The organism is Paenibacillus oceani (genome assembly GCF_014705615.1).
In the GTDB taxonomy this organism is placed as follows: Bacteria; Bacillota; Bacilli; order Paenibacillales; family NBRC-103111; genus Paenibacillus_AB; species Paenibacillus_AB oceani.
In genome coordinates this window covers 13282-39988 of sequence record NZ_JACXJA010000046.1, presented here as the reverse complement: position 1 = coordinate 39988, position 26707 = coordinate 13282, and the positions used below count along the sequence as shown (strand labels likewise).

General features: G+C 50.3%; 22 protein-coding genes. 14 read left to right on the top strand and 8 right to left on the bottom strand.

The genetic code is table 11. From position 1 onward, the window contains the following. Positions 1-266: 266 nt before the first annotated feature. The 4 genes from IDH45_RS27450 (at position 267) to IDH45_RS27435 (ending at position 6260) form a co-directional block, all read left to right on the top strand. Positions 267-1622, top strand: a complete 1356-nt coding sequence (locus IDH45_RS27450) for an ABC transporter substrate-binding protein (protein WP_190931348.1) — start codon at positions 267-269, stop codon at positions 1620-1622. 31 nt (positions 1623-1653) lie between these two features. Further along, on the top strand, positions 1654-2778 hold the full coding sequence (locus IDH45_RS27445) for an alpha/beta hydrolase family protein (protein WP_190931347.1): 1125 nt from the start codon (positions 1654-1656) through the stop codon (positions 2776-2778). Between the two features lie 30 nt (positions 2779-2808). Then, on the top strand, positions 2809-3903 hold the full coding sequence (locus tag IDH45_RS27440; protein WP_190931346.1) for a sialidase family protein: 1095 nt from the start codon (positions 2809-2811) through the stop codon (positions 3901-3903). A gap of 194 nt (positions 3904-4097) precedes the next feature. Continuing rightward, positions 4098-6260 carry a hypothetical protein gene (locus IDH45_RS27435; protein WP_190931345.1) on the top strand — a complete coding sequence of 721 codons (2163 nt, stop codon included), beginning with the start codon at positions 4098-4100 and terminating at the stop codon, positions 6258-6260. A 525-nt stretch (positions 6261-6785) separates the two neighbouring features. Here IDH45_RS27435 and IDH45_RS27430 read toward each other — a convergent pair. Genes IDH45_RS27430 through IDH45_RS27405 form a run of 6 tightly spaced genes read right to left on the bottom strand, consistent with a single transcriptional unit; the run spans position 6786 to position 13523 of the window. Next, positions 6786-7775: an ABC transporter ATP-binding protein gene (locus tag IDH45_RS27430; RefSeq protein WP_190931344.1), complete on the bottom strand. Its 990-nt coding sequence runs from the start codon at positions 7773-7775 to the stop codon at positions 6786-6788. 1 nt (position 7776) lies between these two features. Continuing rightward, a complete protein-coding gene (locus IDH45_RS27425) occupies positions 7777-8784 on the bottom strand; it encodes an ABC transporter ATP-binding protein (protein ID WP_190931343.1) in 1008 nt (335 codons plus the stop codon). Between the two features lie 48 nt (positions 8785-8832). Then, positions 8833-9693, bottom strand: coding sequence for an ABC transporter permease (locus tag IDH45_RS27420; RefSeq protein ID WP_190931342.1), 861 nt, complete (start codon positions 9691-9693; stop codon positions 8833-8835). A 23-nt stretch (positions 9694-9716) separates the two neighbouring features. Next, a complete protein-coding gene (locus tag IDH45_RS27415) occupies positions 9717-10670 on the bottom strand; it encodes an ABC transporter permease (RefSeq protein ID WP_190931341.1) in 954 nt (317 codons plus the stop codon). Positions 10671-10696: 26 nt separating this feature from the next. Then, a complete protein-coding gene (locus IDH45_RS27410) occupies positions 10697-11902 on the bottom strand; it encodes a transglutaminase domain-containing protein (RefSeq protein ID WP_190931340.1) in 1206 nt (401 codons plus the stop codon). 46 nt (positions 11903-11948) lie between these two features. Continuing rightward, positions 11949-13523 (bottom strand): ABC transporter substrate-binding protein, encoded by a 1575-nt coding sequence (locus tag IDH45_RS27405; protein ID WP_190931339.1) that lies wholly within the window; start codon positions 13521-13523, stop codon positions 11949-11951. Positions 13524-14197: 674 nt separating this feature from the next. On the opposite strand from IDH45_RS27405, the gene IDH45_RS27400 reads away from it, so the two are divergent. From IDH45_RS27400 to IDH45_RS27370, 7 genes are all read left to right on the top strand, one after another. Next, positions 14198-15883 (top strand): family 20 glycosylhydrolase, encoded by a 1686-nt coding sequence (locus IDH45_RS27400; RefSeq protein ID WP_190931338.1) that lies wholly within the window; start codon positions 14198-14200, stop codon positions 15881-15883. Between the two features lie 13 nt (positions 15884-15896). Further along, positions 15897-17627: a hypothetical protein gene (locus IDH45_RS27395; RefSeq protein WP_190931337.1), complete on the top strand. Its 1731-nt coding sequence runs from the start codon at positions 15897-15899 to the stop codon at positions 17625-17627. Positions 17628-17682: 55 nt separating this feature from the next. Beyond that, the gene (locus IDH45_RS27390; RefSeq protein WP_190931336.1) at positions 17683-18780 is read left to right on the top strand and encodes an amidohydrolase family protein; all 1098 of its coding nucleotides are present in this window, start codon (positions 17683-17685) and stop codon (positions 18778-18780) included. Next, positions 18777-19130, top strand: a complete 354-nt coding sequence (locus IDH45_RS27385) for a Rieske (2Fe-2S) protein (RefSeq protein ID WP_190931335.1) — start codon at positions 18777-18779, stop codon at positions 19128-19130. Before IDH45_RS27390 ends, IDH45_RS27385 begins: the two co-directional genes overlap by 4 nt. Positions 19131-19184: 54 nt before the next feature. Beyond that, the gene (locus IDH45_RS27380; RefSeq protein ID WP_190931334.1) at positions 19185-20507 is read left to right on the top strand and encodes an ABC transporter substrate-binding protein; all 1323 of its coding nucleotides are present in this window, start codon (positions 19185-19187) and stop codon (positions 20505-20507) included. A gap of 21 nt (positions 20508-20528) precedes the next feature. Beyond that, entirely contained in the window at positions 20529-21335 is an 807-nt protein-coding gene (locus IDH45_RS27375) for a helix-turn-helix domain-containing protein (protein ID WP_190931333.1), read from the top strand. Positions 21336-21562: 227 nt separating this feature from the next. Further along, a complete protein-coding gene (locus IDH45_RS27370; protein WP_190931332.1) occupies positions 21563-22609 on the top strand; it encodes an alpha/beta hydrolase family protein in 1047 nt (348 codons plus the stop codon). A gap of 169 nt (positions 22610-22778) precedes the next feature. Here the strand turns inward: IDH45_RS27370 and IDH45_RS27365 are convergent, their stop codons facing one another. Continuing rightward, the gene (locus IDH45_RS27365; RefSeq protein WP_190931331.1) at positions 22779-23681 is read right to left on the bottom strand and encodes a helix-turn-helix transcriptional regulator; all 903 of its coding nucleotides are present in this window, start codon (positions 23679-23681) and stop codon (positions 22779-22781) included. A gap of 795 nt (positions 23682-24476) precedes the next feature. Next, positions 24477-24722 (bottom strand): hypothetical protein, encoded by a 246-nt coding sequence (locus tag IDH45_RS27360; protein WP_190931330.1) that lies wholly within the window; start codon positions 24720-24722, stop codon positions 24477-24479. Here IDH45_RS27360 and IDH45_RS35380 point away from each other — a divergent pair. The 3 genes from IDH45_RS35380 (at position 24675) to IDH45_RS27350 (ending at position 26694) form a co-directional block, all read left to right on the top strand. Further along, a complete protein-coding gene (locus IDH45_RS35380) occupies positions 24675-25295 on the top strand; it encodes an Ig-like domain-containing protein (protein ID WP_223837009.1) in 621 nt (206 codons plus the stop codon). The genes IDH45_RS27360 and IDH45_RS35380 overlap by 48 nt on opposite strands. A gap of 124 nt (positions 25296-25419) precedes the next feature. Next, entirely contained in the window at positions 25420-25656 is a 237-nt protein-coding gene (locus tag IDH45_RS35375; protein WP_223837008.1) for an Ig-like domain-containing protein, read from the top strand. Between the two features lie 225 nt (positions 25657-25881). After that, positions 25882-26694: a VanW family protein gene (locus IDH45_RS27350; RefSeq protein WP_190931328.1), complete on the top strand. Its 813-nt coding sequence runs from the start codon at positions 25882-25884 to the stop codon at positions 26692-26694. Positions 26695-26707 lie beyond the last annotated feature (13 nt).

Genomic DNA, 26707 nt, shown 5'->3' with positions numbered 1-26707 from the left:
CCGCCCCGGACTTTCAAAAATAATTGACACCAATATCAAAGTATACTATCCTAAAACTAACAAATTCGTATTATGGTAATACCATATCACTAATTTAGTACAAATTCACCCTTTAGTGGTCATACCATAATATCTCAAGAAAGGATGGAGGTTTTTCCATGCGGTCCGTTGGATCGAGTCACAGCCGGTACATGCATGTCGGTATTATCGTATGAAGCAAGTAATAAATGTAAGCGCTAACTATAAGAATGGGGGAGAACGATTTTATGCAAATATATTCAAGAAAAAGATTGGCGAAAAACTTGATGGCTACGTTGTCGGCCGGTTGCCTGGCATTCTCATTGACTGCATGCGGCGGCGCCCCCGCCAACGGTACGAAAACGCCGGATTCCGGATCGGGGCAGCAGGTGGATGCGCAGGCTGAAGCGAAAAAGATCGCCGAGTCGCCGGCCGAAGTTGTATTTCTTGGCGGCGGTTACAGCGAAGAGCTGTTTAACAATCGGTTCGGCAATCAAATCCGCAAAAAGTTCCCGAATTATAAGATAACTTTGTTGAGCGGCAATATCGCGGATATTGTGGCTACCGCGCCTGCTATCGATATTGTCATCAGTTCCGGAACCGGCATGTCCACAACCGTATTGCAGCACGGCCTTGAAAGCGATATTTCTGATCTGGTTGCCAAGTATAAATATGATCTAAGCAAAATCGAATCGGCACCGCTGGACGAACTGCGGAAGCTGATGAACGGCAAGCTGCCGGCTTTGCCATGGACGGTCGCCACCCAGGTGTTCTATTACAACAAGGATGTGTTCGACAAGTTCGGGGTTCCCTACCCGAAAGACGACTTAACCTGGGATCAGGTGTATGATATGGCCAAGACGATGACGCGTTCCGAAGGGGGCGTGCAATATCGAGGAATAACGTTCGGGGTATTCAATCAGGCGATCGGCTGGAATCAATTGGGCGCACCTTTTTTTGATACGACGACCTTCAAGGCCAAATTTACAGACGATGTATTCAAGCGCGTGTTTCAGAATGTGACGAGATTCCTGGACATTAATGGAAATCAACCGAGAGACGGCTCGGGAAAAGCGATAAGTGCGCGAAACGTGTTTTTGAATGAACATTCGACCGCCATGCATGTGGACGGCAGCGGCGTGGTTACCATGCTCGCGCAGACGAATGCGAACTGGGACATTGCCCGGTTTCCTGATTTCCCCGGTCAAGCGGGCGTAGGGCCATCGGTCAATCCGGACTATCTGTTTATTTCCAGCAAAAGTAAAAGTCGCGATGCGGCCTTTCAGATCCTTTCCTATATAGCTTCGGATGAATACCAGGGCTGGTCGGCCAGCACGTACGGATTGCTGCCGATTCTGACGAAGAAGGACGATATTATGAAAAATTTCGGCACAAACATCGCGGGGCTGTCCGGTAAAAACGTAAGCGGCATGGTTCCGAAGCGATTCGCGACGATGCAGCCGTTTACTCCTTTCACCGGGATCGCCAATAAGGAAATCGATAAAGCGATACAGGAATACATGGGCGGCAAGGACGTGAATACGGTATTGCGCGAAGCGGCGGAACGGGTTGATAAGCAGGTTGAGGCGCAGCAACAAAAATAACGATACGATCATCGAAAGGAGCATACCCTTCATGTTTGACAGTGATCGTGAGGACGGCCGATTTATTCGCACCGACGAGTTTTTGTACCAGTACTGGAAGCGGCTGAGACCGAAGCTCACCTATGCGAGCGGCATGAATCGGTCAGATTTTGGACGATGGCAGCGGCAGGTGGCCGAAAAGCTGGAGCAGTTGCTGAAATTTCCCGACCTTGCGGAGGAGCAGCCCGCTCCCCGCATGCTGTGGGAAGAGCAGCGGGACGGGTACGTGCTGCAAAAATGGGAGTCGTTTCCCGAGCCGGGGAGCGTCGTGCCGTTCCTGATGCTCGTTCCTTCCGAAGCGACCGCCCAATGTCCGGCTCCCGCCGTGTTATGCTTTACGGGCTCGAACCATACAAAGGAGATGTTGGCCGATGAGCCGGAAACGTATGTCTCCAATCCGAACAACCGGTTCCCCGAGCATAATCGAATGGCGTTGCACTACGTAAAAGCGGGCATCATTGCCATCGCCATTGAAAATCCGGGCATCGGCGAGCTCCATCGATATGAGGAGAACGAGAACAGAAATTGGTTTGCCAGGGAAATGCTCATGCTCGGCAGAAATTATTTGGGCCTGTCCGTCTTCCAAAAGCTGCACATCCTGCAATGGTTGAAAGGGCAGCCGATCGTGGACCCGGGCCGCATCGCAGTGAGCGGACATTCGCTCGGAACAGGCCCTGCGATCATGCTCGCCGCGCTGGATCCGCACATCAAAGCCATCGTGTTCAACGATTTTTTGTGCGACAACCGGATCCGCCGCGTCGTTTCGAACGAAACGGTAGCCCAGCCGTCTTGGCACTGTGTGCCTTATATGCTGGAATGGGTCACTTTTCCGGACATCGTAGCTTCGCTTGCGCCGAGGCCGATTATCATTACCGAAGGCGGGGTAACGGCCGATCTGCTCAAAGTGAAGCAAGCTTACGAGGAGTTGGGAGCGGGGGAGCGGATGCAGTATCACTATTACGAGATGTACGCTTCCGCCGAACAGCGCAAGTGGGAGATGCAGGAGTTTCCGGAAGGGCTCGACCAGGACCAATTTCTCGAGTGCGCCAACGTGGACGTCCAAAACCATTACTTCAAAGAGCATTTGGCGGTGCCATGGTTGAAGCGTGTATTGTAATCACGTTATTTGGACCAGGAGGCGTTGAAGATGTTACCCAAAGCAGGAGAAATCGTATGCGACATTCGGCCGGAGGCGGGAAATCCGCGCAACAGCGAAGGGGCTTTTCTCGATCTGCGCGACGGCCGGCTATTATTCGCCTACAGCAAGTTTTATGGCGAGACGCATTCCGACACCGCAAAAGCGGGGATATCGGCGCGTTATTCAAGCGATCAAGGAAGCACATGGTCGGATGACGAATGGCTTGTCATGCCCGAGGAGCACGACGCTCGCAACATTATGAGCGTTTCGTTGCTGCGTATGAAAAACGGGGATATCGGCATGTTTTATTTGATCCGCTACGGCTTTCAAAACATGCGGCTGCATATTCGCCGTTCCCCGGACGAAGGGAAAAGCTGGGGAGAGGCGATATGCTGCGTGCCCGGGACAGGCTACTACGTCACGAACAACGACCGGGTCGTCCGTCTGTCCGGCGGCAGGCTTATTATTCCGGCCGCTTACCATAAAATGCAGACGGAAGACGGCGCCCACTGGAGCGCGTTCGATAGGCGGGGCGTCGTGCATTTCTTCCTGTCGGACGACGACGGAAGGACGTGGAGAGAGGCAAGCGGCGCGTGTGCAATGCCTGCTCCCCGCGCCAAGAGGGGCTTGCTGGAGCCCGGCTTAGTCGAATTGAAATCCGGCGTCTTGTGGGCGTGGGCCAGAACGGATATCGGCTGTCAGTATGAAATGTTTTCGTACGACGGCGGCGAAACGTGGAGCATCCCGGCGCCTTCCGTCTTTACTTCGCCCGATTCGCCGCTTTCGATGAAGCGCCTGCCCCAAGGGCAACTGCTGGCCGTATGGAATCCGATTCCGAACTATATGTCGCGGGCCTATGCGAAGCACACGGTCGGGAGAACGCCGTTGATCGGGGCAATCAGCGCCGATGACGGCAAAACATGGGACCGCTATTTCGCCTTGGAGCGCGAAGCGGAAGATCAAGGAGGCTACTGCTATACGGCTATTCATGCCGCCGATGACGACAGTCTTCTGCTTGCTTATTGCGCGGGCGAAGCGGAGGACGCATCTTGCTTGTCCCGGCTTCGCATTCGAAAAATAAAGCTGGCCGACTTGGTACAGTGACTGACATCCTTCTTCTTCTACATGATTACTCTTAGCTGCCGTTCTGCCAGATTCGAGCCGATTTCCGGCTAACTTCATAAAGCTTGCACCGGCAAGTGGAACAATTAGTTTCTCTGCCGCGTGCCAAGAAACCAAAAAAAGGCTAAACGGGAGGATAAGTTCTTCTCCTTTCGTTGCCGGGGAGGGATGAGGAAATGTCCGAGGAAAAGAAAGTGCATGCAAACCACGAAAGTGTTAAAGAACGCGCGTATGAGTCTGGCTCTATATCCAGGAGGAAGCTGCTTGCTTCCATCGGGATCGCCGGTGCGGCGATAGCGGCCCCAAGCATTTTGAATGCAGGGCTGAATCAAACCGTGAGTGCGATGGGTGGCAGAATCGACCCCGGCGCTCACGTAACGACTGTCGCAGAACTTGCAAGCGGAGTTTTCCCTGCAGGGACAAAACTTGCATTGTCTGACAGATCCATGGGAGCATTTGACGTATCTACAGGCGGCACGCCTAACGGATTCGATGTACTGGATGCTGGTAATGGAAACACCGCAGTCCTCAAAGATAAAACGATAGCAGAGCACTTCGGGGCCGTTTCTGGCAGTGTTTCCGATTACACCAACATATTTGCTTACCTTCAGGACAGCGGCCTTAAAATTAAATTTAAGCCGGGAGGCACATACAAAACTACTCAACCGATTAATCTCAGCAATGGCACCCATTTTTACGGCGAAAACACCACCATTCTATGTGACCATTCATTAATAATTGGCACAATAAGTTCTGATTGCCATATCGGTGGATTCATCATTGATGGCGCCGACAAAGATCATGCTATACCTTTCACGATCGCAACTCCCTCATCTAATGTATCCATAGGGGACATGGAGTGGAGGAACTTTCACGGAGTGACAGCTTTCCAAACCTATCCTTTGTATGTTCCGATGTACGGTGTTGACGGATTCACGATAGGAAACCAGAAATTTTATAATATTACACAGGATGATAATGGCGCCGTCACCGGAAAAGGTTTCGTAGGTGGTTTATATCTCGTAGGTTTTAATGCACATGTACCTTACGGTAAATCTCACGGAACGATAGGAGACATACATGGAGAGAATATAAAAACGGTAGATGGTGGTCTTGGAGCGGTTCAGGACTCAGACCTGATCCGTGGTTATGCAGAAACGTCTACAACAGAGAAGTTTAATGTAACAATTGGCAACGTAACAGCAAGAAACGTGGCAAAGAGGGTTGTAAAAGCAGCCAGCTTTGGCGGTATAACGGTGGGAAATGTTACAGCATTCAACGATGACCCAACACTTCCCATGCACGCTGTCGTGGAATGTCTTGGAACAGCAGATGGATGGACGTTTGGTGATATAAAGGGTGTAGGATACGGTTCGAGAATATGTTGGATGAAAGGGGCTAATAACCAGGCTGGTAATATTTTTGATGGTTTTGGGTCTCAGGCAGTCTTTTTTGGTGGACCCGGAGAAACATCTCTCAACTGCACAGTAGGTGACATATTAGGTATTGGAAAATTTCCAACGGGTTCACCGCAGGGGATTGGGGTTTCATTTTACAACGCAGATGGTTGTTGCTGCGGCAGCATTACCGGGAAATTCGCTATTGCGGTTAATACAAATGCGCAAAACTCGGGTAGAGGCTCTGTAGGGGCGGTGTTCAACAACGGCAGAGTTAATTTACAGTACGGGGCGATCAGTATATCCAAAATCAGCGCCGATATCCAAAGCACTCCTCCTGCGGGAGCTCATTACATTTTGGGCGGAGGGGCTGAAATCGTTCAAGCTGATATTGTGACAGACGGTCGAATAACGATGTCTGTTGTTGGCGACGTGGTTGACGTAGATTTAGGCAAAACCAAGATAAGGCGAGCCAGCGCGGCAAATGGAGTTGAATCCAGCCATGCGGTATTTACAACTACATCTGCAACAGGAGGCATTCTAAGGGGAAATCTTGAAATAGAAGTAAACAGTGTTGTTTCTGGAACCCCAAGCGGAACATCAGGCCGATCTCTTGTTTATCTAACGGGTCTGAAAGTAGAAGATTTGGACGTCTCCGTTCATGTAACAGCAACAACTAGGGGGGCTACCGGCTACGGGATCTACATGAACAATGTCGACGGACAAGCCAACAGGATTGCTCACAAAGGAAATTATGGGACTGGCGGTGTTGGTATGAATATCTCTGGTGGATTGACAATAACAAAAGCAGAACAACTAGTAGATGGCTCAACCCTGACTTTAGGGGCAAACACTGCGGTATTTCTAGTTGAAAAGCGTTCTACTACGACTCTATCAGGCGGCGCAAACATACCAACAGCTATTGATACTACAAGGGTATGACTAGGGCGTTGATGTTTTTCCTGCCGCCAATGATATCCTGATATCCGAGTGTGGTCGCTGCTGGCAGTGTTGGCTATTATTTTGTAGATGAACGTAAGGATCTTTAACAGAAATGTATTGCCGTTCGGTTTCTCTGTCGGGAATCGAGCGGCTTTTTCTTGCCAAGTTTGGCGGTAACCCCGGATTCGAAAGTTGGAGCCCTCTTACCCTGAGCATTGCGCGGCTTTTGGGCGTGCCTGTTGTCATCAGTAGCAAGTCGATCGGCGACGTTTGGCTACTGGATGCGTCTTGGAATAAGTTGAAGGTTGACGCGGGCACTGAATCGCTGACCGCAAATTTACAGCGCTTGTCGAAAGCATTTTGTTTGCCCTGGTGGCCAATCGCGCTCTGGATGACGAACCGGACATGGCGTGAGGTGTATATACATACATCGCGATTAACTACAAGAGAAAGTAAAAACCCACCCCAAGGTTCACCGGTCCAAGGTGGGTGTTTGTTCGTATAATTCGTGCGGTTAAAAACGCCTCAGGCAAGGTGACAAGCAACGAAATGATGCTCCAGATCTCCGATTTTCCTTAGCTTAGGTTCTTCTGATCTGCAACGTTCATCAGCCAGAGGACATCGCGTATGGAAATTGCAGCCGGCAGGAGGATTGGCCGGATTCGGGAGTTCTCCCTCCACCAGATTCCGTAACGGCTTCTTATCATAATCAATGGCCGGTATTGCGGAGATCAGCGCTTTGGTATACGGGTGTTTGCATGTTTCATACAAGTGCTTCGCATTTGCGAGCTCAACGATTTGACCTAAGTACATGACGGCTATTTGATCACTCATATATTCCACTACGCTGAGATCATGGGATATAAAAATATATGTCAATCTTCTACTCTTCTGCAGATCCTTCAACAAGTTCAGAATTTGGGCCTGCACAGATACATCCAAAGCTGAAACAGGCTCGTCGCATACTACGATATCCGGCTGAACGCAAAGAGCTCTGGCTATGCAAATGCGCTGCCGCTGTCCACCTGAAAACTCATGGGGATACCGGTGCATAAAATCGGGATTAAGATTGATGAGCCTGAACATCTCGGCGATGATTTCCATTCTTTTTTTTTTATCGCCCATGTGATGGATTTTTAACGGTTCATCGAAGGAAGTATAAACTGTTTTCAACGGATTCAAGGATGAATAAGGATCCTGAAATACAATTTGTATTTTTTTTCGCATTCGAAAAGACTGGGCTTTGGTTAACTTCAGCAAATTCATCTCACCGGCATCCTGGTCATGGAAAACCAATTCTCCAGAGCTGGTCTCTTGCAACCTGACTAAACATTTGCCCAAACTCGTTTTGCCGCACCCACTTTCACCTACGATTCCGAAAGTCTCTCCCTGCCTGACCGAGAAGCTGACATCATCCACAGCTTTCACGTGACCGACAACCTTTTTGAAGGCGCCCTTCACTACAGGATAATATTTGGTCAGATTCTTCACTTCCAGCTTTATCTCATTGTTCATCTTATCCAAGTTGCTCCTCTCTCTCTTTATGCAGCCAACAGCTGACTTTGTGGCCACCGCCAAGATGGAACTCGTCCGGATACACGTTGCAAGCCTCGGTTGCATATTCACATCTCGGCGCAAACGTACAGCCTTCGGGCAATGCTGCCGGGTCAGGCGTATTTCCTTTAATCGTTTTCAAGCGAGCTTGCTTGTTCATTCCCACATAAGGAACGGATTGCAGCAGCGCCTCGGTATACGGATGCTTCGGAGAGGTCAGTACCTGCCGTGTGAAACCGTATTCAACGATTCTGCCCATATACATCACCCCAATTTCATCGGCCATATGAGCGACAATTCCCAGATTGTGCGTAATAAAGATAATTGAGGTGCCGTACTCGCCCTGTATATTCTTCATCAGTTCAAGGATCTGCAGTTGGATCGTCACGTCGAGGGCCGTTGTCGGTTCGTCCGCGATCAAAATTTTCGGATTGCCGACCATGGACATCGCGATGCCGACCCTCTGCTTCATTCCACCGCTGAACTGGTGTGGATATTCATGTATTCTCGAACGCACATTCGGGATGCCGAGCGAATTCAGTATATGCAGTGCCTTTTCGGCTGCCTGTTTTTTCGTCACCTTCTCATGATGAATAATATTTTCCATAACTTGATTCCCTATCGTATACACCGGATTCAGCGACGTATTCGGATCCTGGAAGATCATCCCGATTTCTTTGCCACGAATGGAGCGCATCGTTTTGCCGTTTTTTTGAATCTTGTTCAAAACGATTTCTTTGCCGTCTTTTATATACGTAATCCTCCCGCCTGTAATTTTCCCTAGGGGAGGGAGTAACTGTGTAATGGAGTGCACGGTTACGCTTTTCCCGCTTCCACTTTCCCCAACCAGTCCGATCGTTTTTCCCTTTTTCACCGTGAACGATACATCATTGACAGCCCGGATGATAGTTTCTCCCGATATAAACCGGGTTTCAAGGTTCTCAACTTTTAATAGGGTTTGGTCATCCACTTTCGTTCCCCTCCTATCAATTTGTCTTAGATGTCGTTGTTCATAAGGTTACCTGCTCGGATCGATCAAATCCCTGAGACCATCGCCGAATGTATGGATGCCTAACACAAACAAGGAAATAGCTGTGCCTGGAACTAACCAAAGCCACCAATATTCCTGCACGACATCAATCGATTGGGCCGCGTTCAATATATTCCCCCACGTTGGAGTCGTCGGGGGAACCCCCAGACCGAGATAACCAAGACCGGCCTCGGTCAGTATATACAGAGCCGTAGACAGCGTTATGGACACGATGACTGGAGTGAGGGCGTTCGGCAAAATATGACTGAAAATGATCCTTACATTGCTCATTCCGAATGCTCGGCAAGCCTCAACGAAATATTCGTTCTTCAGGGACAGGAACCTGCCTCTGACCAATCGATATTCACTTACCCAGCCCGTCACCGAAAACACAATGATGAGATTGATTATATTGCTCCCGAACAATGCGATAAACACCATGATCAGAACCAGGGCGGGGAAAGACATTATTGTCTCGGACGTACGCAAAAAAACACGGTCAATCCAGCCTCCAAAATAACCGCCGAGGCTTCCCAATACGACGCCGATCAATGCGGCTCCCAATGCACCGCTCAGTCCGATCATAATCGAGAGCCTCCCGCCATACAGTATTCGTGAGAATACATCGCGACCCAGCTTATCCGTTCCGAAAATATGCTCGCTCGATGGAGGTTGTACGCGATTTTTCAGATCGACACCGTTCGGATCGTAAGAAGTCAACAAATCAGCAAGAAGGGTGGACAGTCCTAAAAACAAAATAAGAAACAGTCCGAACACAGCCAATCGATTCCGTTTCAAGTTCGACCATTGCTTACGTAGCAAACCAAGCCTGAGCGTAACTGTTGACATGAGCTTAACCTCGCTATAATCAATTATTCAAACCTCACTCTTGGATCCAGCAGCGCAGTAATCAAATCGACAAGCAGGCTGGCCAGAAGAATGACATATGCCACCAGCATGGTTGTGACCATAATAACGGGATAGTCATTGCCAGACACCGCATCCAGAATCATGCTCCCCATCCCGGGCCAGTTGAACACTCGTTCGACAACGATTGCCCCCCCAACGAGAAAGGACAGTCGGAACAAGAGAATCAACACAACAGGCATCATGGCATTTCGGAGTGCATGCTTGATGTAGACGCGCCATTCCGGTACGCCCTTGCTCCTGGCTGTCTTGATGTAATCCTTGTTCAACACATCCAGCATGGAGCCGCGCGTAAACCTCATCACTGCAGCGGTCAATGAGAAGCCCAGAATGACAGCCGGCAAAAACAAATGCTCCAACCGGCTGAACAGGGCGCTCGAACCGTACGGCATTCGTCCACCTACAGGAAACCAGTCCAAATAAACAGAAAAAATCTGTATCGAGCAAATTCCCAAAAAAAAGTCCGGAATCGATACGCCTGCAACTCCGACACCTTGATTGAAATAATCGAGAGAAGAGTTAGGCTTGATAGAAGAAAGGAGTCCTAGCACAATCCCCATGAAAGATGAAATAATCAATGCGGCTCCGGCCAACTCTAAAGTCGCAGGAAGCCTGCGCAAAATCACGCCCGAGATCTTCGCGCCATTCACAAGACTGTAGCCCCAATCCCCCTTTATAAAGGCGCCCGCCCAGGAAAGATATTGCATATACAGTGGATCGTTCAGCCCCATCTCCTCCCGAAGTTTGTCGTAATCCACGCTGCCGTCCATCTTCGTCGGATCAATCAGATGCGTAAGAGGATCTCCCGGTGCAAGCTGCAGCCCGGCAAATACAACAATGCTAATGACGATCAGCATAGGCACTACAGTCAGCAACCGTTTCCCAAAGTATGCAAGCATTTGATCTCAGCCTCCTTTCATGCTGTTCAGCTGTTGTGTACGTCAACGTGGACATCGACCGAGATCAGTCCGATATCCGCTTCTTGTGTGCAAACCGTTATCGTGTGCGAACCGTTCTCCACAGTTGTCGTATCCCACATTTCACCTGCACCAAAACAGGTATACGTGCGAACGCCTCCTTCAACGTAATTGTGCAATTCTCCGATCGGTATCATTCCGGGGTTGGAATATACGAGCTGTCCGTCGATATAAAAGTCAACCTCCACAGGCGGAACAGTAAAGTTCTTCGGCGTTGCGATGATCGAAATGCTGCCGTGCACGACTTGACCTTCCTTAATGGAAAGAATAAAACTCGGTTTGTCTACCAAATCCGTCAGGCCAAATACCTTTGCCGCAGCTGTCCGGTATTTCCGATTGGCCGCTGTAAAACCATTCCTGGCCAGATCGATACTGGTCAACCAGTTGTAGTTGTACGATCGTGCATCCGATAATGAATAATTGGTGACCACTATGATTTCTCGCGGATGAAACAGTCGGGCCCGATTCGATCGAACTCTGTCCTCCCAGGTCCATCTGGCGGAAAGTTCATCTTTCACGGTATCATCCTGCATATCGAAGAGCTCCGGATGATGCCAGATTTCCCATGCAGTTGTCAGGCTGCCGTCCGGCCATCGGCAATGAAAACCGATGCGAGGATCCATGTACGCCCACTTGCCCTCGATATACACCTCCGCCACGATATGACCACCAATGACATGCATCAATATTCTTCCCGGAATTCCGGCGATTTCACACAGGGCTACGTATAATCGGCCAAGACATTCGCAGAGTTGCTCACCCTTTTTGATGAGCTCCTCCTCCGTCCCTCCGTAGAACAACTGCAAGCCAGCATTTTTCTGATACAAACTACGCGTAAAACGCATCAATGCGAACGCCTTCTGACCGTCTGAGCCGCAGCCGTCTGTTATTTCGCTCACGATTTGCTCGAGATATGGTCTCGTTCCGACTTGAAAGCATGTTTGAGTCGGCGTGAATTGCTGATACAAAAAGTCAACCGTCTCGCGGCGTAACATTACTTGTTTGTGCAGCAGCTGAAAATCGACATTATCACCATAATTACGTTTTAATTGCTCCCAATTGCAGACATAGGCCGTTCGTTGAGCTTCATCTTGCAGCATGCCCGCAGCTTTAAGACCAGTATAGGGCTCCAGTTCAACCCACGATTGAATCACTACGCTCGACTCCTCTCATGACCATACATTTCAGCCAGTACTTCAATCATTTCAGTTCCCATTCCTCTAATTTCTTTTCATAATTATACCATTCATTACCATATATCCCCGCTGTTTTTAATCGGCTAACATTCACGATGTTATACACATTCTCATGAAACAAGGGAAGCTGATACAGTCGTTCCGAGTGGATTCTGTCAATTTTCTTGATCAGCGCAACCCGCTCATCCATATGCAGCGTCTTCCTTAACTGCTGCAGCTCGGTTTCGATGCCCTCGAAGCCCTCCCAGATCGTCTTGTACATTAGACTGTTCCCCGATACGCTCTCGAGTACCCCGAAAGGATCGGCACCAGAGTAAGCGGCCAACAAAAAATCATATTCCGGTGCATAATAGATCAATTGCAGAAGGTCACCGGTCAACAGCTTGATTTCTGTCTGAACGCCTACTTCGCCGAGATAATACGCCACGGTGTTCAATAGGTCGACCGAAGCCTGGTCATCGGAGTAATATGCGATGGTGATCGGTTTGTTGAAATCAAACCCGGCTTCCTTCAACAGCTGTTTCGTACGCTCAGGATTGTAATCGTACGTTTTTATTGAGCTGTTATGCTCCTCGAATTCCGGAGGGATGAGACTATTCATAATTTGCGCTTTACCTTCCAACGTTTCATTAATAATTGCTTTTCGATCCAGCGCATGAATGAACGCCTGCCGAACTTTGATATCCTGGACCCTTTTGCTTCCCTTGAGGTTCACCGTAAAGAACTTATTGAATATTTGCGGAACAACGAAAGCTTTATAGTCCGGCAGCGCGTCAATTTCTTCCACCGATTCGACACTACTCTTTAACCCGCCAATGTAGTCAAGTTCGCCGGCTTGAATTTTCGGGAAGATTTGGCTTTTCGGAATTTGCTGATAAATGACTTCCTTAATCTTCGGTTGCGGGCCGACAAATCCCTCGAAAGCCTCAAGCAGGGCGTATTCACCGAATCTCACTTCCTTTATCTTGTACGGGCCGTTTCCGATTGGGTGAAGCCAGTACGGGTCCTGCTGGAATTTTGCCAGATTGGCATCCTCTAGGATATGCTTGGGAAGAATTTCGAAGGCGGCAATTTTTTGCAGGAAGGCGACGTTTAAATCTCCAAGTTTAATTGTGATTGTCCTTCCGTTATATACAACCCCTTCCAATTCACCCGCTTTTCCTGTCTTGAAGGATTCATACCCTTTAATGGCATTCAAACCGAATTCAGAATCAACCACCATTTCTACCTTTATAGCTGTTTCCATACTCCACTTGACATCCTCTGCGGTCAACTCCTTGCCGTCGTGCCACTTCAATCCGTCATGCAGTGTAAACGTATAGGTCAGTCCATCATTTGAAACGTCGTACGATTCGGCCAGTGCCGGATGAACATTTTTCATGTCCGGATCCAGTTTGATCAATCCCCGATTAATATATGACTGAATTCCGTTCACATTTTGAATCCAAAAATACCGAAATGTTTCTGTGAACGTCTCATTATTTCCGGTTCCCACCAACAGTGCTTTACCGTTATTACTGCTGCAAGCACTTGCAAAAACTGCAATGAACATTAAAATCAAGATGAATTTTGATTTCATCTTAATCCCCCCTTTTAAATAATAAGCCGGCTGCCATCGCCCGAAGTCTGACCGGTTCATAGCCGCTCATGTATCCCTGTACCGCTTTATCGATTCCTTAATTGGCGATACTGTCCATATAGTTAACGCTTACATTTAGCACTTACATCTTACGATACTAAGACATGGATATTACGACATGCATGAATGGCTGTGACTGGAACAACGGATGTGCATGAAAAAACCTCCATTCCTCTCTTTTGATATTATGGTATGACCACTTGAGATTTATGGTTTCAAATTAGTCATATGGTATTACCATAGTACCGTGTTGATGATTTTAGGTTAGTATACTTCTATATGAGTGTCAATTATTTTTTCATCATTCGCTGCGTAATCGGCTTATACCCGAAGCTGCAGCGTTTCCTGAAGCTCCGGCTGAGTAATGAAGAGAAGGGCCAACGTAATCGCTAAACGCGCCACCCCCTCCATCGCATGATGAGAAGGGATTTTCCCGGTATGCAGGATGGCTATGTCCTCATGGAAGCTAAGCCGTAATCACAGCCTTGCATTGTTCGCTTCCGGGCATAAGCGAAATGTACAAAAATTAGCTCCAATTTGTTAATGGCCGCCTTTTTGATTGCTGAACTACAATGATGTAGAAAGATTAATTTGCTAACAAGGAGGTCATGGTTTTGCGTATTAAAGGCTTTGTTTATGATTTGGCCAGAGGATTAAGAGGTGATGCGGATTATTTGGAGAAAATGATCGAGCGATTGGCAAGATACGGGTTTAATATGCTCGTTCTTCAATTAGAGAATCGTCTGCAGTTTCCTTCCCGGCCGGCTATCGGAACGACAACAAGCTTGAGTCCGAGCGATATCCAAAGGCTGGATCAAACCGCGGTTCGGCTTGGTATGGATTTAGTGCCGTGCGTGAACAGCGCGGGACATTGCGAAGGTATCGGTTATATGGAACAATACCGCGATGTGGTCGTTGATCCGAGCGGATCGACCGGAGGTGTCGAGCAACTGAAGGTTGGCGATCCGGAAGCGCTTCGGCTAATCCGGGATTTGTACCATGACTTGTTCGCAATGTTCAGCTCGGCTTATGTTCATATCGGGGGCGATGAGATACGCTGGCTTGCCATGCAGATGCCGGATGCAACAGAAGAACAGCGATGGACGAAGGCAATGGAACATCTGACGTATATCCTCGAGCTCGTTCGTTCCAACGGCAAAATACCGATGATGTGGGGGGATATGCTGCTCAAGTATGAAAATACGATCAGTCTTATCCCTGACGATGTCATTATATGTGACTGGGCTTATTTTTCGGCTCCGCAATTAAAAGAATTAAGCAATCGGAAAAGTCAGCACATCTTCAAGAATGCCGGTAAATACGCGATAGCGGCTCCGGCCGTCAACCTTTTCCATGGCAATCCGGTCTTATCGGTCAACAGCACGTTGAACATCACATCTTTTTTTGCGGACAATCAATCCGTTTATGAGCCGGATGGAAGTGGCGTTTTGCTTTGTACTTGGGAGAACGACCGAGGCAACTTCTTCAGTCCGGCATGGCCGTGGATTGCCATGCAAGGTGCTCTGTTCGCCGGTAATTCCGTCAGAGAAATGGAATTTCTTCAGACGTACACGGCGAGGGAATGGGGAGTAGATTCCGATGAATTGGCTCGGTGGTACGATTGGATCGACGTTCAGGTGCAAAAGACGTTGCTCTTCGAGGCTACAATTGACGAGAACGTGCGAAAGGCGTTGGAATCCAAAAAAAATCGGCCGCAGTTGCTTATTCGCGAGCTCGTGATCGCCTTATTCCGGTCGCAAAACATATTGCCGGTCTTGTACGGTGCGCGTTCGTGGCTAACCTCAAGGGTACGCTCGGAGCTGCGGGAAATCGCGGTCAAGGCCGAGGGAATCGCATCTTCAATGCTCGAGAAGGCGAAGTACCGCCGGGAAGAGCCGTTTATGCTGCTAGAATGGACCCAAGTATTCGCCGCCATTATCGACATGGCTGATGCCCTGCATGAAGCAGAGACTCATTATGCTACAGCGGCCAGATCGGAATTCAGCGATCAGTCGGTACATGGACAGGCGCTTGGGGATTGTATCGGCGCTTTTGAAAAGCTGCAGCGTTTGGTTGACAGGCTAGTTCGTTGGAGCGAGTTGCTCGTGGAAAAAGAAAACGCTTCCGATGAGGAGTGCTGGTGGATCGGTCAAGCGCGACTCGATCTCAATCAACGGACGAAGAAGCTTACTGACCGATCCAACGGCAATCGGGGGATGATTCATTTTCTCGTTTTCATCCGGTTGCATCCCGATACACCGTTTTCTCCACTTTATTATCGGACCGCATTGAAGCCTTAGGAGGAGGGATCCCATGCCGGATAACTTAAGTCATGATGATCGGAATGTTCGAATAAATAAAGAAGCTCTTCCAGGGGGGGCGATCAGCAGGAGATCCTTATTATCGGCGATCGGAATAGCTGGAATCGCACTAACCTCGCAAAGTTTGATCGCACAGGCCGGAACCGAGGGCGGCGGCATGTCCGTTCTCGAGAACGTTTACGGTAAAGTTCCTTCGAATCCGCGCTTCCAGGTATGCAACGGGACGCTGGATCTTGAACATGATCTGGGCTTCTCCCAGTCCACCGTCAACGATATTTCTTTGCTGGTCAGAGCTATTACGGAAGGCAAGTCGATCACATCCGGCCCGGGAACTTTCGAAGTTGCAGGGACACTGTCGGCAACTGCCGGCTGTCTCCTATGGGAGTCGCGAGGCACGACAATCAAGTTGAGCGCCGGAGCGAAGACGGGACCGCTCTTTTCTTTATCGAATATGGATGCGATCCTGATCAGCGGCTCCCTGACACTGGATGGGAATAAGGCCAACGTCTCGGGCAATAATGCCGGTTTTTTCGCTTTGAAAAACGTCCGCTACTTGAACGCGTCCAACATCAGCTTCGTTAATCTTCGACGCTACGGGTTCTCTTGCATTGACGACATTACCAAGCCCCTTTCCAATTTGGAATTCCACAATGTGAAGGACATCTCATCAGGAGTTACGGGGAGTAAGCCTCCGGCAGCGAACGGCGAAGTGATCAAGGCCGATTTTGTCGGCAGCCTTGTCATTGATGGATTCCAATCGTCCAATCCGGATGGCACGGGCGACGGACAGAAGCTGAAATGCTTCTATGGGCGAAACGTTAGCTTACACAATATTGAGATAGCGGACGCAAGCCCTTCGCTCTTCTATCCGGCTATCTCGCTAGTGCGAAATGATAACTCTGTGCGAAGCAACGTGCGAATAGCAGGCGCGTGCAAGTATGCGTTCGAAGACAATGCGAACCGAAATTCCATCTATGAAAATATAGTGACCGACTATACGCCCAAAGCTTTGCTGGCCGGAACCCACGGCGGTTCGCAGGGGGCAAGACGCTCCGAGAATATCTTCATTCGGGGGTGGCTGGACTCGTCGACCAACACTATGGCTTTCAGTTTGCTAGGCTGCAACAGGCTGAATATCGAGGGCATCACTACTCCACAAAAGTTGAACTTATCCCGCGACTCTGTCGCCAACGACCGGAGGTGTGAAAATGTCGATATTCGCCATTCATTGTTCGGGGATCTGACTTTATCTCTTGTAATGGGTTATCGAAGGTTGACAGGCATTCAGGTGACAGGCACCTTGCTAAACTCGGGGCCAGGGACACTGGAAGCAGAGAATGTTTCGTATGCAACCTATACGGAGTCTGGAGGAGCCCAGCTATCCGTCCTCAACCGAATGACGCTGCCTGTCCGCAGGACGTTTAGCTTGGCTGCAGGCGAGTCTGAAAGCATCGTTTTGAACAAGGCTTATACGATTGAGCCTTTTGCGGGAGTGGTATGGTGCACGATATTCGAACCAAGCAGCCCGTCAACCAAGTGGTCTCAGATGAGATTCGACTTTTACGATTACGGCGGCCCGAACGTTGTCAAGTCGGATTTGCAAAGCGGCTCGTCGCCGCGAAATGAGATTTCCCTTGCCACGGCAAGATCCAGCCGAACCATAACGATCACGAACGGCAACCCGTCTCCGGTTATTGTCAACGTTCTGATTCAAGCCTTATAGATCATCGGATACATAAATCCCCGCTCGGATAGAGGGGACAAGGAGGAAACCATAGATGGACAACAACGAACCGCTTCTGATTGATACGGACGTGCATATTCAAGTAGGTAACATCATGCCTTATCTTCCGAAAGTATGGCAAAGCCAGTGGAAAACGCATGGTATCGGATTGGGATATATGTACCATTCCCCGATCAGGGTCAGCCGCAGCGATGCCGTACCGGAACGAGGCGGTGCGCCTGGAAGCGATCCGGATTTTCTGATTAGCGATCATATGGACAGATACGGAATCGATTATGCCATACTGAATGGCAACGCACTTGCTTTATCGCTCCATCCCGACCCGGATTATGCCAATGCCATCATAACCGCCTTCAACGATTGTTTGGTGGACACATGGTTAAAGGTATCCCCCCGGTTCAAGGGATCGATGTTCGTCAACGCTTCGGATCCGGCGGCAGCCGCCAAAGAAATTCGTAGGATCGGCGAGCATCCCGATATCGTTCAGATCATCATGGCGAGCGCAACGAGAATGCTTTACGGACAACGTTTCTATCATCCGATTTATGAAGCTGCCGAGCAATTGGGTCTTCCTGTGGCCATCCATCCCGGAACGGAAGGAGTCGGCGTATCGGGCGCTCCTACTCCTTCAGGTTATCCGACACGTTATATGGAGTGGCACAACATCTTGCCGACCAATTACATGGCTCATATTAACAGCCTTGTCTGCGAGGGCGTTTTCGAGAAGTTCCCTAGACTGACTTTTGTCGCGATCGAGGGGGGCGTCGCCTGGTTGCCCCACCTTATGTGGCGGATGGATAAAAACTACAAAGCGCTTCGCGATTCCACGCCTTGGCTCAAAAGGTTGCCTTCGGAATATATAAAGGCTCATATCCGCTTGACGACGCAGCCGATCGAGGAGCCGGACGATCCGAATCATTTTTTGCAAATTTGCCGGATGATCGATGCGGAGAAAACATTGATGTTTTCGTCGGATTATCCGCATTGGGACAACGATAATCCAAACATGATATTCCGGGGCATGGATAAGGGGTTGAAACACCGCATCATGGCAGGTACGGCGGCCGACTTATACGGGCTTGCCCGTAGACCGATTTACCCCGGGACCGTTTCGGGAGGAATGAGCGAATGAAACGTTATTTGGTGGCAAAATCGTCGGACCTTCCCGAAGGCGGGAGAAAACTTGCAGATGTAAACGGTGTTCAGATCGGCCTATTTCGATTGGGAGAGGACTATTACGCCTGGCGCAACATGTGCCCGCATATGGCTGCTCCCGCATGCCGGGGTGAAGTATGCGGAACGAGACTGCCATCCATGGTGTACGAGTACGATTACGGAATGGAAGGACAAGTCTTGCGTTGCCCTTGGCACGGCTGGGAGTTCGATCTGAGGACCGGCCGGCATCTGGTCGATGCCAACGTAAAACTGATCGGATATAAAGTCGAGACGGAGCAGGATCAAATCTATGTTTGGGCGCCTTAGATTGACTTTATATGGACAGACAATATTGCGGTGAAAAATGGAGGGTCACTGAAAATGATGCGTAAACGAGTGTATGTAGCTTTGCTTATTACAGTTTGTGCAGGTATCTTGTTCGCATGCGGACCCAAAGAGTCTGCTCCGGATGCCGGAAGTGCGTCAGATCCCGGTCCGGTAAAGAAAGTGCAAGTGTCGAAGGATCCTGTAACGTTGAAATTTCTGATCGGAGCAGGCATTGCCATGGAAGAAGTAGAAGTTCTCTTTATGGACCCAGTGAAGAAGAAGTATCCGAACATTTCGTTTGAAGTGATCCGGGCCGGCAAGGGGAGCCAGCTTATAGACTTGATCGGTGCGGGGAACATACCGGATTTGGTGATGTCCGATAATACGAACATCGGAAGCAGCTACGATTATGGGGTACTGTTCGACCATACGGAGCTGATCCGAATGCTTGGGATAAATCTGGAGCGTCTCGATCCGGTAGTTGTCAACGGTGTGCGCGATGCACTTGGCGATGGTCTTATTTACGGACTGCCTTATTTTCAGCAATTTAATGCGCTATACTACAATAAAGATATTTTTGATAAATTTGGAGTCTCCTATCCGAAGGATGGACTGACGTGGGACGAAACCGTCGAGCTTGCCAGACGATTGACCAGGCAGGACGGGGGCGTTCAATATAAAGGATTGCATTATGAGAATGTGTATAGGCTGGCAATGCCGTTGTCGCCAGACTTTGTGGACAGGGTTTCGCTGAAGGCAACGGTGAATAATGAAATGTGGAAAAAAGTGTTCGATCTCGGCTACCGCATCAACAATATTCCAGGCAACAAGCCGCCGAGAGTAGATAATGGCTATACGAACGCGTTCTTCAAAGAAAAAAATACGGCGATGCTGGCTACGACATCCATTCTCGGCACATTCAGAGATACGATCCGCGATGGATTCAATCTGGGCGTAGCTCAATATCCTTCTTACCCAGAGCGTCCGAATACGTATGGCTTCGTATCGGCGGGGATGGTTTATGTCACAAAGACAAGCAAGCATAAGAACGAAGCGATGCTGATGCTAAAGGAAATGATGTCTGATGAAGTTCAACTGCTAGCATCTCGGAAATACGCCCGTAAAACGATATTACAAAACCCGGATGTGGATCGGCAGTTCGGCAAAGATCTGGAAGGACTAAGCAATATCGATTTACAATCCGCGTTCAAAAGCAAAGCTGCGCCTGCTCCTGCCTTTACCCAGTACACGGCAAGTGCCAGACGCTTGGTGATGTCAAAATATATCGAGTTTATCGAAGGAAAAGGCGATATGAACACGGCTTTGCGTGCGGCGGAGGAGGAGATCAATAAAATGATCGAGGCGGAGAAGAAGTAAAGCTCGAGGAGTGCGATGCCGATGCCCCCCGTTGAAAAAGATTTTGATTTTGTCGTCACAGATATTCGATATGTAGTTCATAAACAGACAGAGCCAGCATGGAAAGTGGAATATGCCAACGAGGATTGGTACATTCTCGCCTTATCAACGGGAGGGAAGGCGCATTATCGGATACGTGGCGAGCAGTATTTGATCAAGAAGGGCGATGTATTGTTCTTCCCCAAAAATCTGTGGCATTCAGGCGAAAGCGATGTGGATGATCCCTGGTCTTATTACTCCCTTATCTTCAAAATCGTCATTACCGATTCAGCCTACCAAGATAAGCTGATGGAGATAAGGCCGGTCGTCAAAAACAATTTGCTTTTTCAATCCGCGCCGTTATTCCAAGCACTTCATAACGAGTGGGTGGAAAAAAGAGCCGGTTATTTAATTAAGTGCCGCAGCCAAGTCATGGATATTCTCAGCATGCTGATCCGGGAGTCGGCAAGTGAGGAGGACATCAGTCCTCAAGTATATATCATTGATCAAATTGTTCATTATATGATAGCAAACTCCCAACGGTTTTACTCCGTCGACGAATTAAGCCAATTGGCGAAGTTGAGTCAATCTCATTTTCGTCTATTATTCAAAAAAGTGACTGGCATGTCGATTATCCAATACCAGAACAAGCTGAAGATCAATATTGCCATGGATTTGCTTGTAAGCGGAAAATCCAACGTGACAGAAGTCGCTCTGCGCTTAGGCTTCAACGACATCTATTATTTCAGCAGATTGTTCAAAAAAAAGACCGGGCAAAGTCCGTCGGAGTATGTAAAACGAAATAAATAGCTGTAGCGCTTATGCTGACGATGCATCCAAAAAAAACGAAAGTGTCACCAAAAAATCCGAAAGCAACGAAAGCGGGCATGAGGTATAATGGCAGTCTCCACAACCGAAGCCGCGAAGAACGCGGTCGGAAGTGAAGTTTTGGATATAGATACCATTGTTTCGGGATTCAAGGTATAATCGATCTAAAAGCTTGCATCGTTATCCAAGAGAGCTAGGAGGAGAGTCATATGCAATATTTTAATACGGCCGGCTACAGGGACAATCTGGCCCGCGCCTCGGGCCGCACCTTCGATTACCGTACGCCGCTATCGGACGGAAGCTGGGATGCCTGGCGCGCCGACTTTCGAGCCGCTCTCCGCGAGCGGCTCGGTCTGAACCGGATCGGGACGGTGCCTGTCGGGCTGAACCCCCGCCGCACGGAAAGCGTCGAATGCGACGGTTACACACGCGAGAAATGGTATGTGACAAGCGAGCCCGGCGTCGAGATTCCGTTTTATTTGCTGCTCCCGGGTACCGGAGAAGGGCCTTATCCGCTGGTCATTACCCCGCACGGACATGGAGCACGCGGCAAAGAAACTTATGTCGCGAACTACGCTTCCGAAGAGGATCGGACCAGCAACGAGCAGGGCGAGAGGGATGTGGCGGTGCAGGCCGTCAAGGAAGGCTACGCGGTGATCGCTCCGGACGTCCGCGGGTTTTACGAGATGGGCGGAGAAGAGGAATGGCTGAAATCGGATGGGAAAGGGAATTCCTGCGTCAATTTTCAAAAAGTGGCGCTGATGTACGGGCGGACACTGATCGGAGAGCGCGTGCATGATATGGGACGGCTGATCGATTATGCGGCCACGCGGCCAGAGATCGATACGAGCCGAATCGTGATGACCGGCAATTCCGGGGGAGGCACCGTCACGCTGTTCGCGGCGGCGCTCGACGACCGGATCTCCGTCGCCGTGCCGGGTTCGTATGTATGCACCTTCGAGAAATCGATCATTCCGATCGGCCATTGCCCATGCAATATCGTTCCCGGCATACTGGAGCTTGGGGAAATGTACGATGTGGCGGCATTGATCGCGCCGAGACCGCTGCTTATCGTCCACGGCATTCATGACGAGATTTATCCCATCGAGGGGACGCGCGAGACGTACGGCCATCTGCGGAATGTTTATGCTGCGATGGATGCCGAATCGAGCTGCGAGCTGTATGAAGGCAGCGGCGGTCACCGGTATTATAAGGAGCGTGTGTGGCCTTTCGTCCGCACTCATTTGCGGCGGTAATCCTCGATGGAGTGACATAATAAAACCGCAATCCTGCATTTTTTCTTGGGAAAAAGGACCTCAGCCCACGCGTTACAGTGGGATTTGAGGTCCTTTCGTATGGAAATCGGGACGTTCCATGTTATGGGAATGCTTTTGACCGTGCCGAGCGAAGCGGAGGTTCCCTGCCCTACAAAGCTTTCGCCCGTCTGGCGGCCTGCGACATCCGGTACTCCGACGGAGACATGCCGTGATGCTCGCGGAAGACGCGCGCAAAGGTACGGTAGTTGTCATAGCCGACCTCCATGCAGATGTCCGAGATCGACATCTCGCTTGCCACGAGCAGCGTGGCGGCCCGGGTGATGCGCAGCGTATGCATGTAATCGTTGACCGTTTTGCCGGTGTGCTCCTTAAACATCCGGCTGATATACGAAGCATGCAGGTCGAAATGCTCGGATACGGAATTCAGCGAGATCGGCTCGTTGAAGTGAAGATGAATATAGCGCAAAATGCTCCATACGCGAGACCCCGGCTGGTTTTTGCTCACGGTTCCGGACTGGTTCGGATCGGTCAGCGCCCTCAGCATCAACGTGACGGCTTCAATCAACTTGCCCCGCAAGACCGCGTCCCGGCCCAGGCGGGATTCCTTATATTCGAGCACGAGCTGCTCGATCAGGGACGTTACGGACGCGAGCCGTTCGCCTTCGAAATGGTGATGCGACGGAATCTCCGAGCCGATTTTGTGAATCCACGGATTCATATACGATTCGTAAGCGTTGCCAAACAAGACGTTGATATCGAACATGCAGCTGTATAATTTAAGCGGATCGTCGGGATTGCTGTATAGCTCGTGAATATGATGGGGCAGCAGCAGCGACATCGTGCCCCGGCGCAGCTCGTGGGCCAGCCCGTTGATCGATTCGGTGCCCGAGCCCTCTACGACGAACGACAGCTCGGCGAAGTCGTGATGGTGCATCGGGTAGTGAGAGTACGGCTGGTTGCACGAAATATAAAAGGGCAGCTGGCCCTTCTGCTGACCGGACAAAAAACGGTCGTCGGTTTTGGCGTCCTCGTACTCGGGAAAGATCGCCATGCGGATTCCTCCTTTTTGAACGATTCAGAATTTTGATGTTCGCTAATGCGTTAGACGAACCGAGACATTCTGAACTAAGAAAAGCTCCCGCTTGCGCAGGATCACTCATCGTGGTAAGCGTTTCGGTTACATGCTTTTCTTATCGTGCAAGCAAGCGCCGCAAGCCGTTCATTATGGCAGCTCGACCTTGTGCCTCCGCTTGTAGACAGGAGAGGAGGGAACCGGGAACGAATAAGAGTGGTTTGCACCCTTTATTTTGTTCGAAAACCCGCTTGCAGGTGGAATAAGAGCGGTTTGAAGCTGCTAAAATCCGCGAAAAGGGTGCTGACCCGATCAGTTGGTTGAAATAAGGGTGGCAAATCGCCTTTATTCGTCTTTGTTATCCCCTTATGCCGAAATTAGAGGGTGCTGGAGACCTTTATTTTTATACTGTCGTGCGTAATAACAACTAAGACAACTCCATATCAGGTCTATTACTTGTATATTAGTTTAGCATATTTTTTTCGTTGTGCGGGCGAAAAATTTTCGACTTTATCTCTGCGGTTTCGCCAGCGGTGAAGCGGGATACAGGGGCTTATGTCCGGTTGCAGCAGACAGGTCTCGTTTACAAATAACGACAGTATTCGCTATATACAAGAGAGTTGGAACATTATAAACTATTTATTGTATTATCGGAGAAATATTATTACATTAAATGAAATCGCTTCCGAAAAGTGACCATCGTCGCTTGGAGAGAGCTCCCAGACAGGTTCACGCTCCAGGCAGGTGGATATATCCATACGAATCAGCAAACAGTCAGGTGGTATCGATGAACATGAAGGCAGCGTACGGGAACGAAAATGCGAAGGCGGAGCCGGAGGCCGTCAGAAGTGACGGGTAACGGTGGACGCCGCCGACAAGGCGGGTAATCCGGCGCTGCCCGGAGCGGCTTGGAGCTTTGTCGTGTACACGGGACCGGATACCGAGGCGCCCGCGCTGCGCGTCATCAGCCCGATGGACGGCATCCGGACGCAGACGAATCGGCCGAGGCTTACGATCCATGCGGCGGACCGCTATACAGGAGTGAATGCCGCTTCGATCCGGCTCGGGCTGGACGGGGAAACGGTCGGGCACACATACGACGAGGCCAGCGGCACTTTGTTTTACACGCCTCCCGTTCCCCTCGAGCCCGATTCGAAGCATACGGCGAGCGTTACGGCGGCGGACCTCGCGGGGAACGTTTCGTCGGTCCGGTGGAGCTTCACAGTCGGCGCTCCGCTCGGGCGGACTCGATTCCGCGAACAACTCGATTACCGGCTCCGACGCCTCCCAGTTGACCTGGCTCAGGCAAGTGCTCGAGCAGACGAGTCAGCGCCATGTCATCGTATTTATGCACGTTCCTCCGGACGAGATTTCCGCGGACGGGGAACATTTCCAGACCGGACACGGCTTCAGCGACCCGGACGATACGGTGCGCTTGTACGATCTGATGGGTGCGTTCAAGACCAGACGCCCCGATACGAACGTAGTCGTATTCAGCGGCGATCTTCACGCCTATCTGCACAAAAACGTTCAGGGTGTCGACTATGTCATATCGGGCGGCGGCGGCAAATATACGCATATTCCGCCGGATAAAGGCGGCTTTTACCATTATTTGAACGTATACGTGGATGAAGCTTCTATCAGCTGGGACGTCGTGCCGCTGCTCGACGAGATTACGTTCGGCGCTCTTGCGGTCAGGCTGGGTGTGAATCAGGAAATGACGCTGACAGCGAACGGAACGTTTCAGACCAGCACCAATCATCCGATCACGATGCCGGTGGCACCGCCCTTTAAAGTGGAATGGTCGTCCGATAACCCGGATGCAGCCGAGGTGGACGATCTGGGCAAGGTTACAGGCAAAGCGCCGGGAACGGCGGCGATCACAGTAACGTGCGGCAACCGCCACGCATCGGCGATGATCGAGGTGACGGACGTGCCGTGTGCGATGGAATAAGCCTCTTCGAGCCCCGGCTCGTCAGGGGCTTTTTGCTGACTGAAAGCGACGGCATTCAGCATAATGTTACCGGTGGTCCTGTCATAAAGAAGGGAAATCGACGCCGAATGTCCAATATATTCAAAAACCGCCATTGTCAGAATGAACCTTTTACCGGGTTGAACCGTCAATACGGAAGGCGACTACTTGCCGTAATACGACGGCATCCGACTGGAGGATACGAGGATGAAGCCGATTCCGAGATCCCGGCTGCGCATCTGGCTGGGTGCCCGGTATTATACGTGGCGCAGACGGATAAGCTGGTGGCTGGGCTCCCGTCGTTATGCGGCCTTGCGGGACAACGAGCCTCGGCAGCCATACCCGGTGTTCCGTCATCAGACCCCGGTGTACCGTTCGCTGAAAAACGTAGACATGTGGATGCAGCGCAATAAGGCGCATAACTTGTCCATCGCTCTCCGGCGGCTGAGCGGCATCGTCATTCGCCCGGGCGAGACGTTGTCCTACTGGAAGCTGATTGGCAAACCGACGCGGAGGAAAGGCTACCGGGAGGCGATGGTTCTGTTTTATGGCTCGTTTCGTTCCGGAGTAGGAGGCGGCCTGTGCCAGCTATCGAACCTGATCTACTGGATTACGCTGCATACGCCTCTGCAAGTAGTCGAAAGGCACCGACACAGCTATGACGTGTTTCCCGACTCCTCCCGGACGCAGCCGTTCGGAAGCGGAGCCACGTGCGCATACAATTACATCGATTTGCAAATTTATAATCCTACCGACCGGCCTTATCAGCTGCATCTGGAGCTGGACGATGCGTTTCTGAGCGGAGAGTGGAGAACGGACCGGGCTCCTCTTCACCGCTACGAGGTGTATGAGCGCGATCATGCCATCACCTTGGAAACTTGGGGCCGCTACGTCCGGCACAACACGATATACCGCAAAGTGTACGACTTGCAAGGAACCTGTATAGGCGACGAGTACATTACCGAGAACCATGCGATTATGATGTACGAGCCGCTGCTGAAGGAAGCCGGCAAAGGCTGAGCGCACGGCGGGA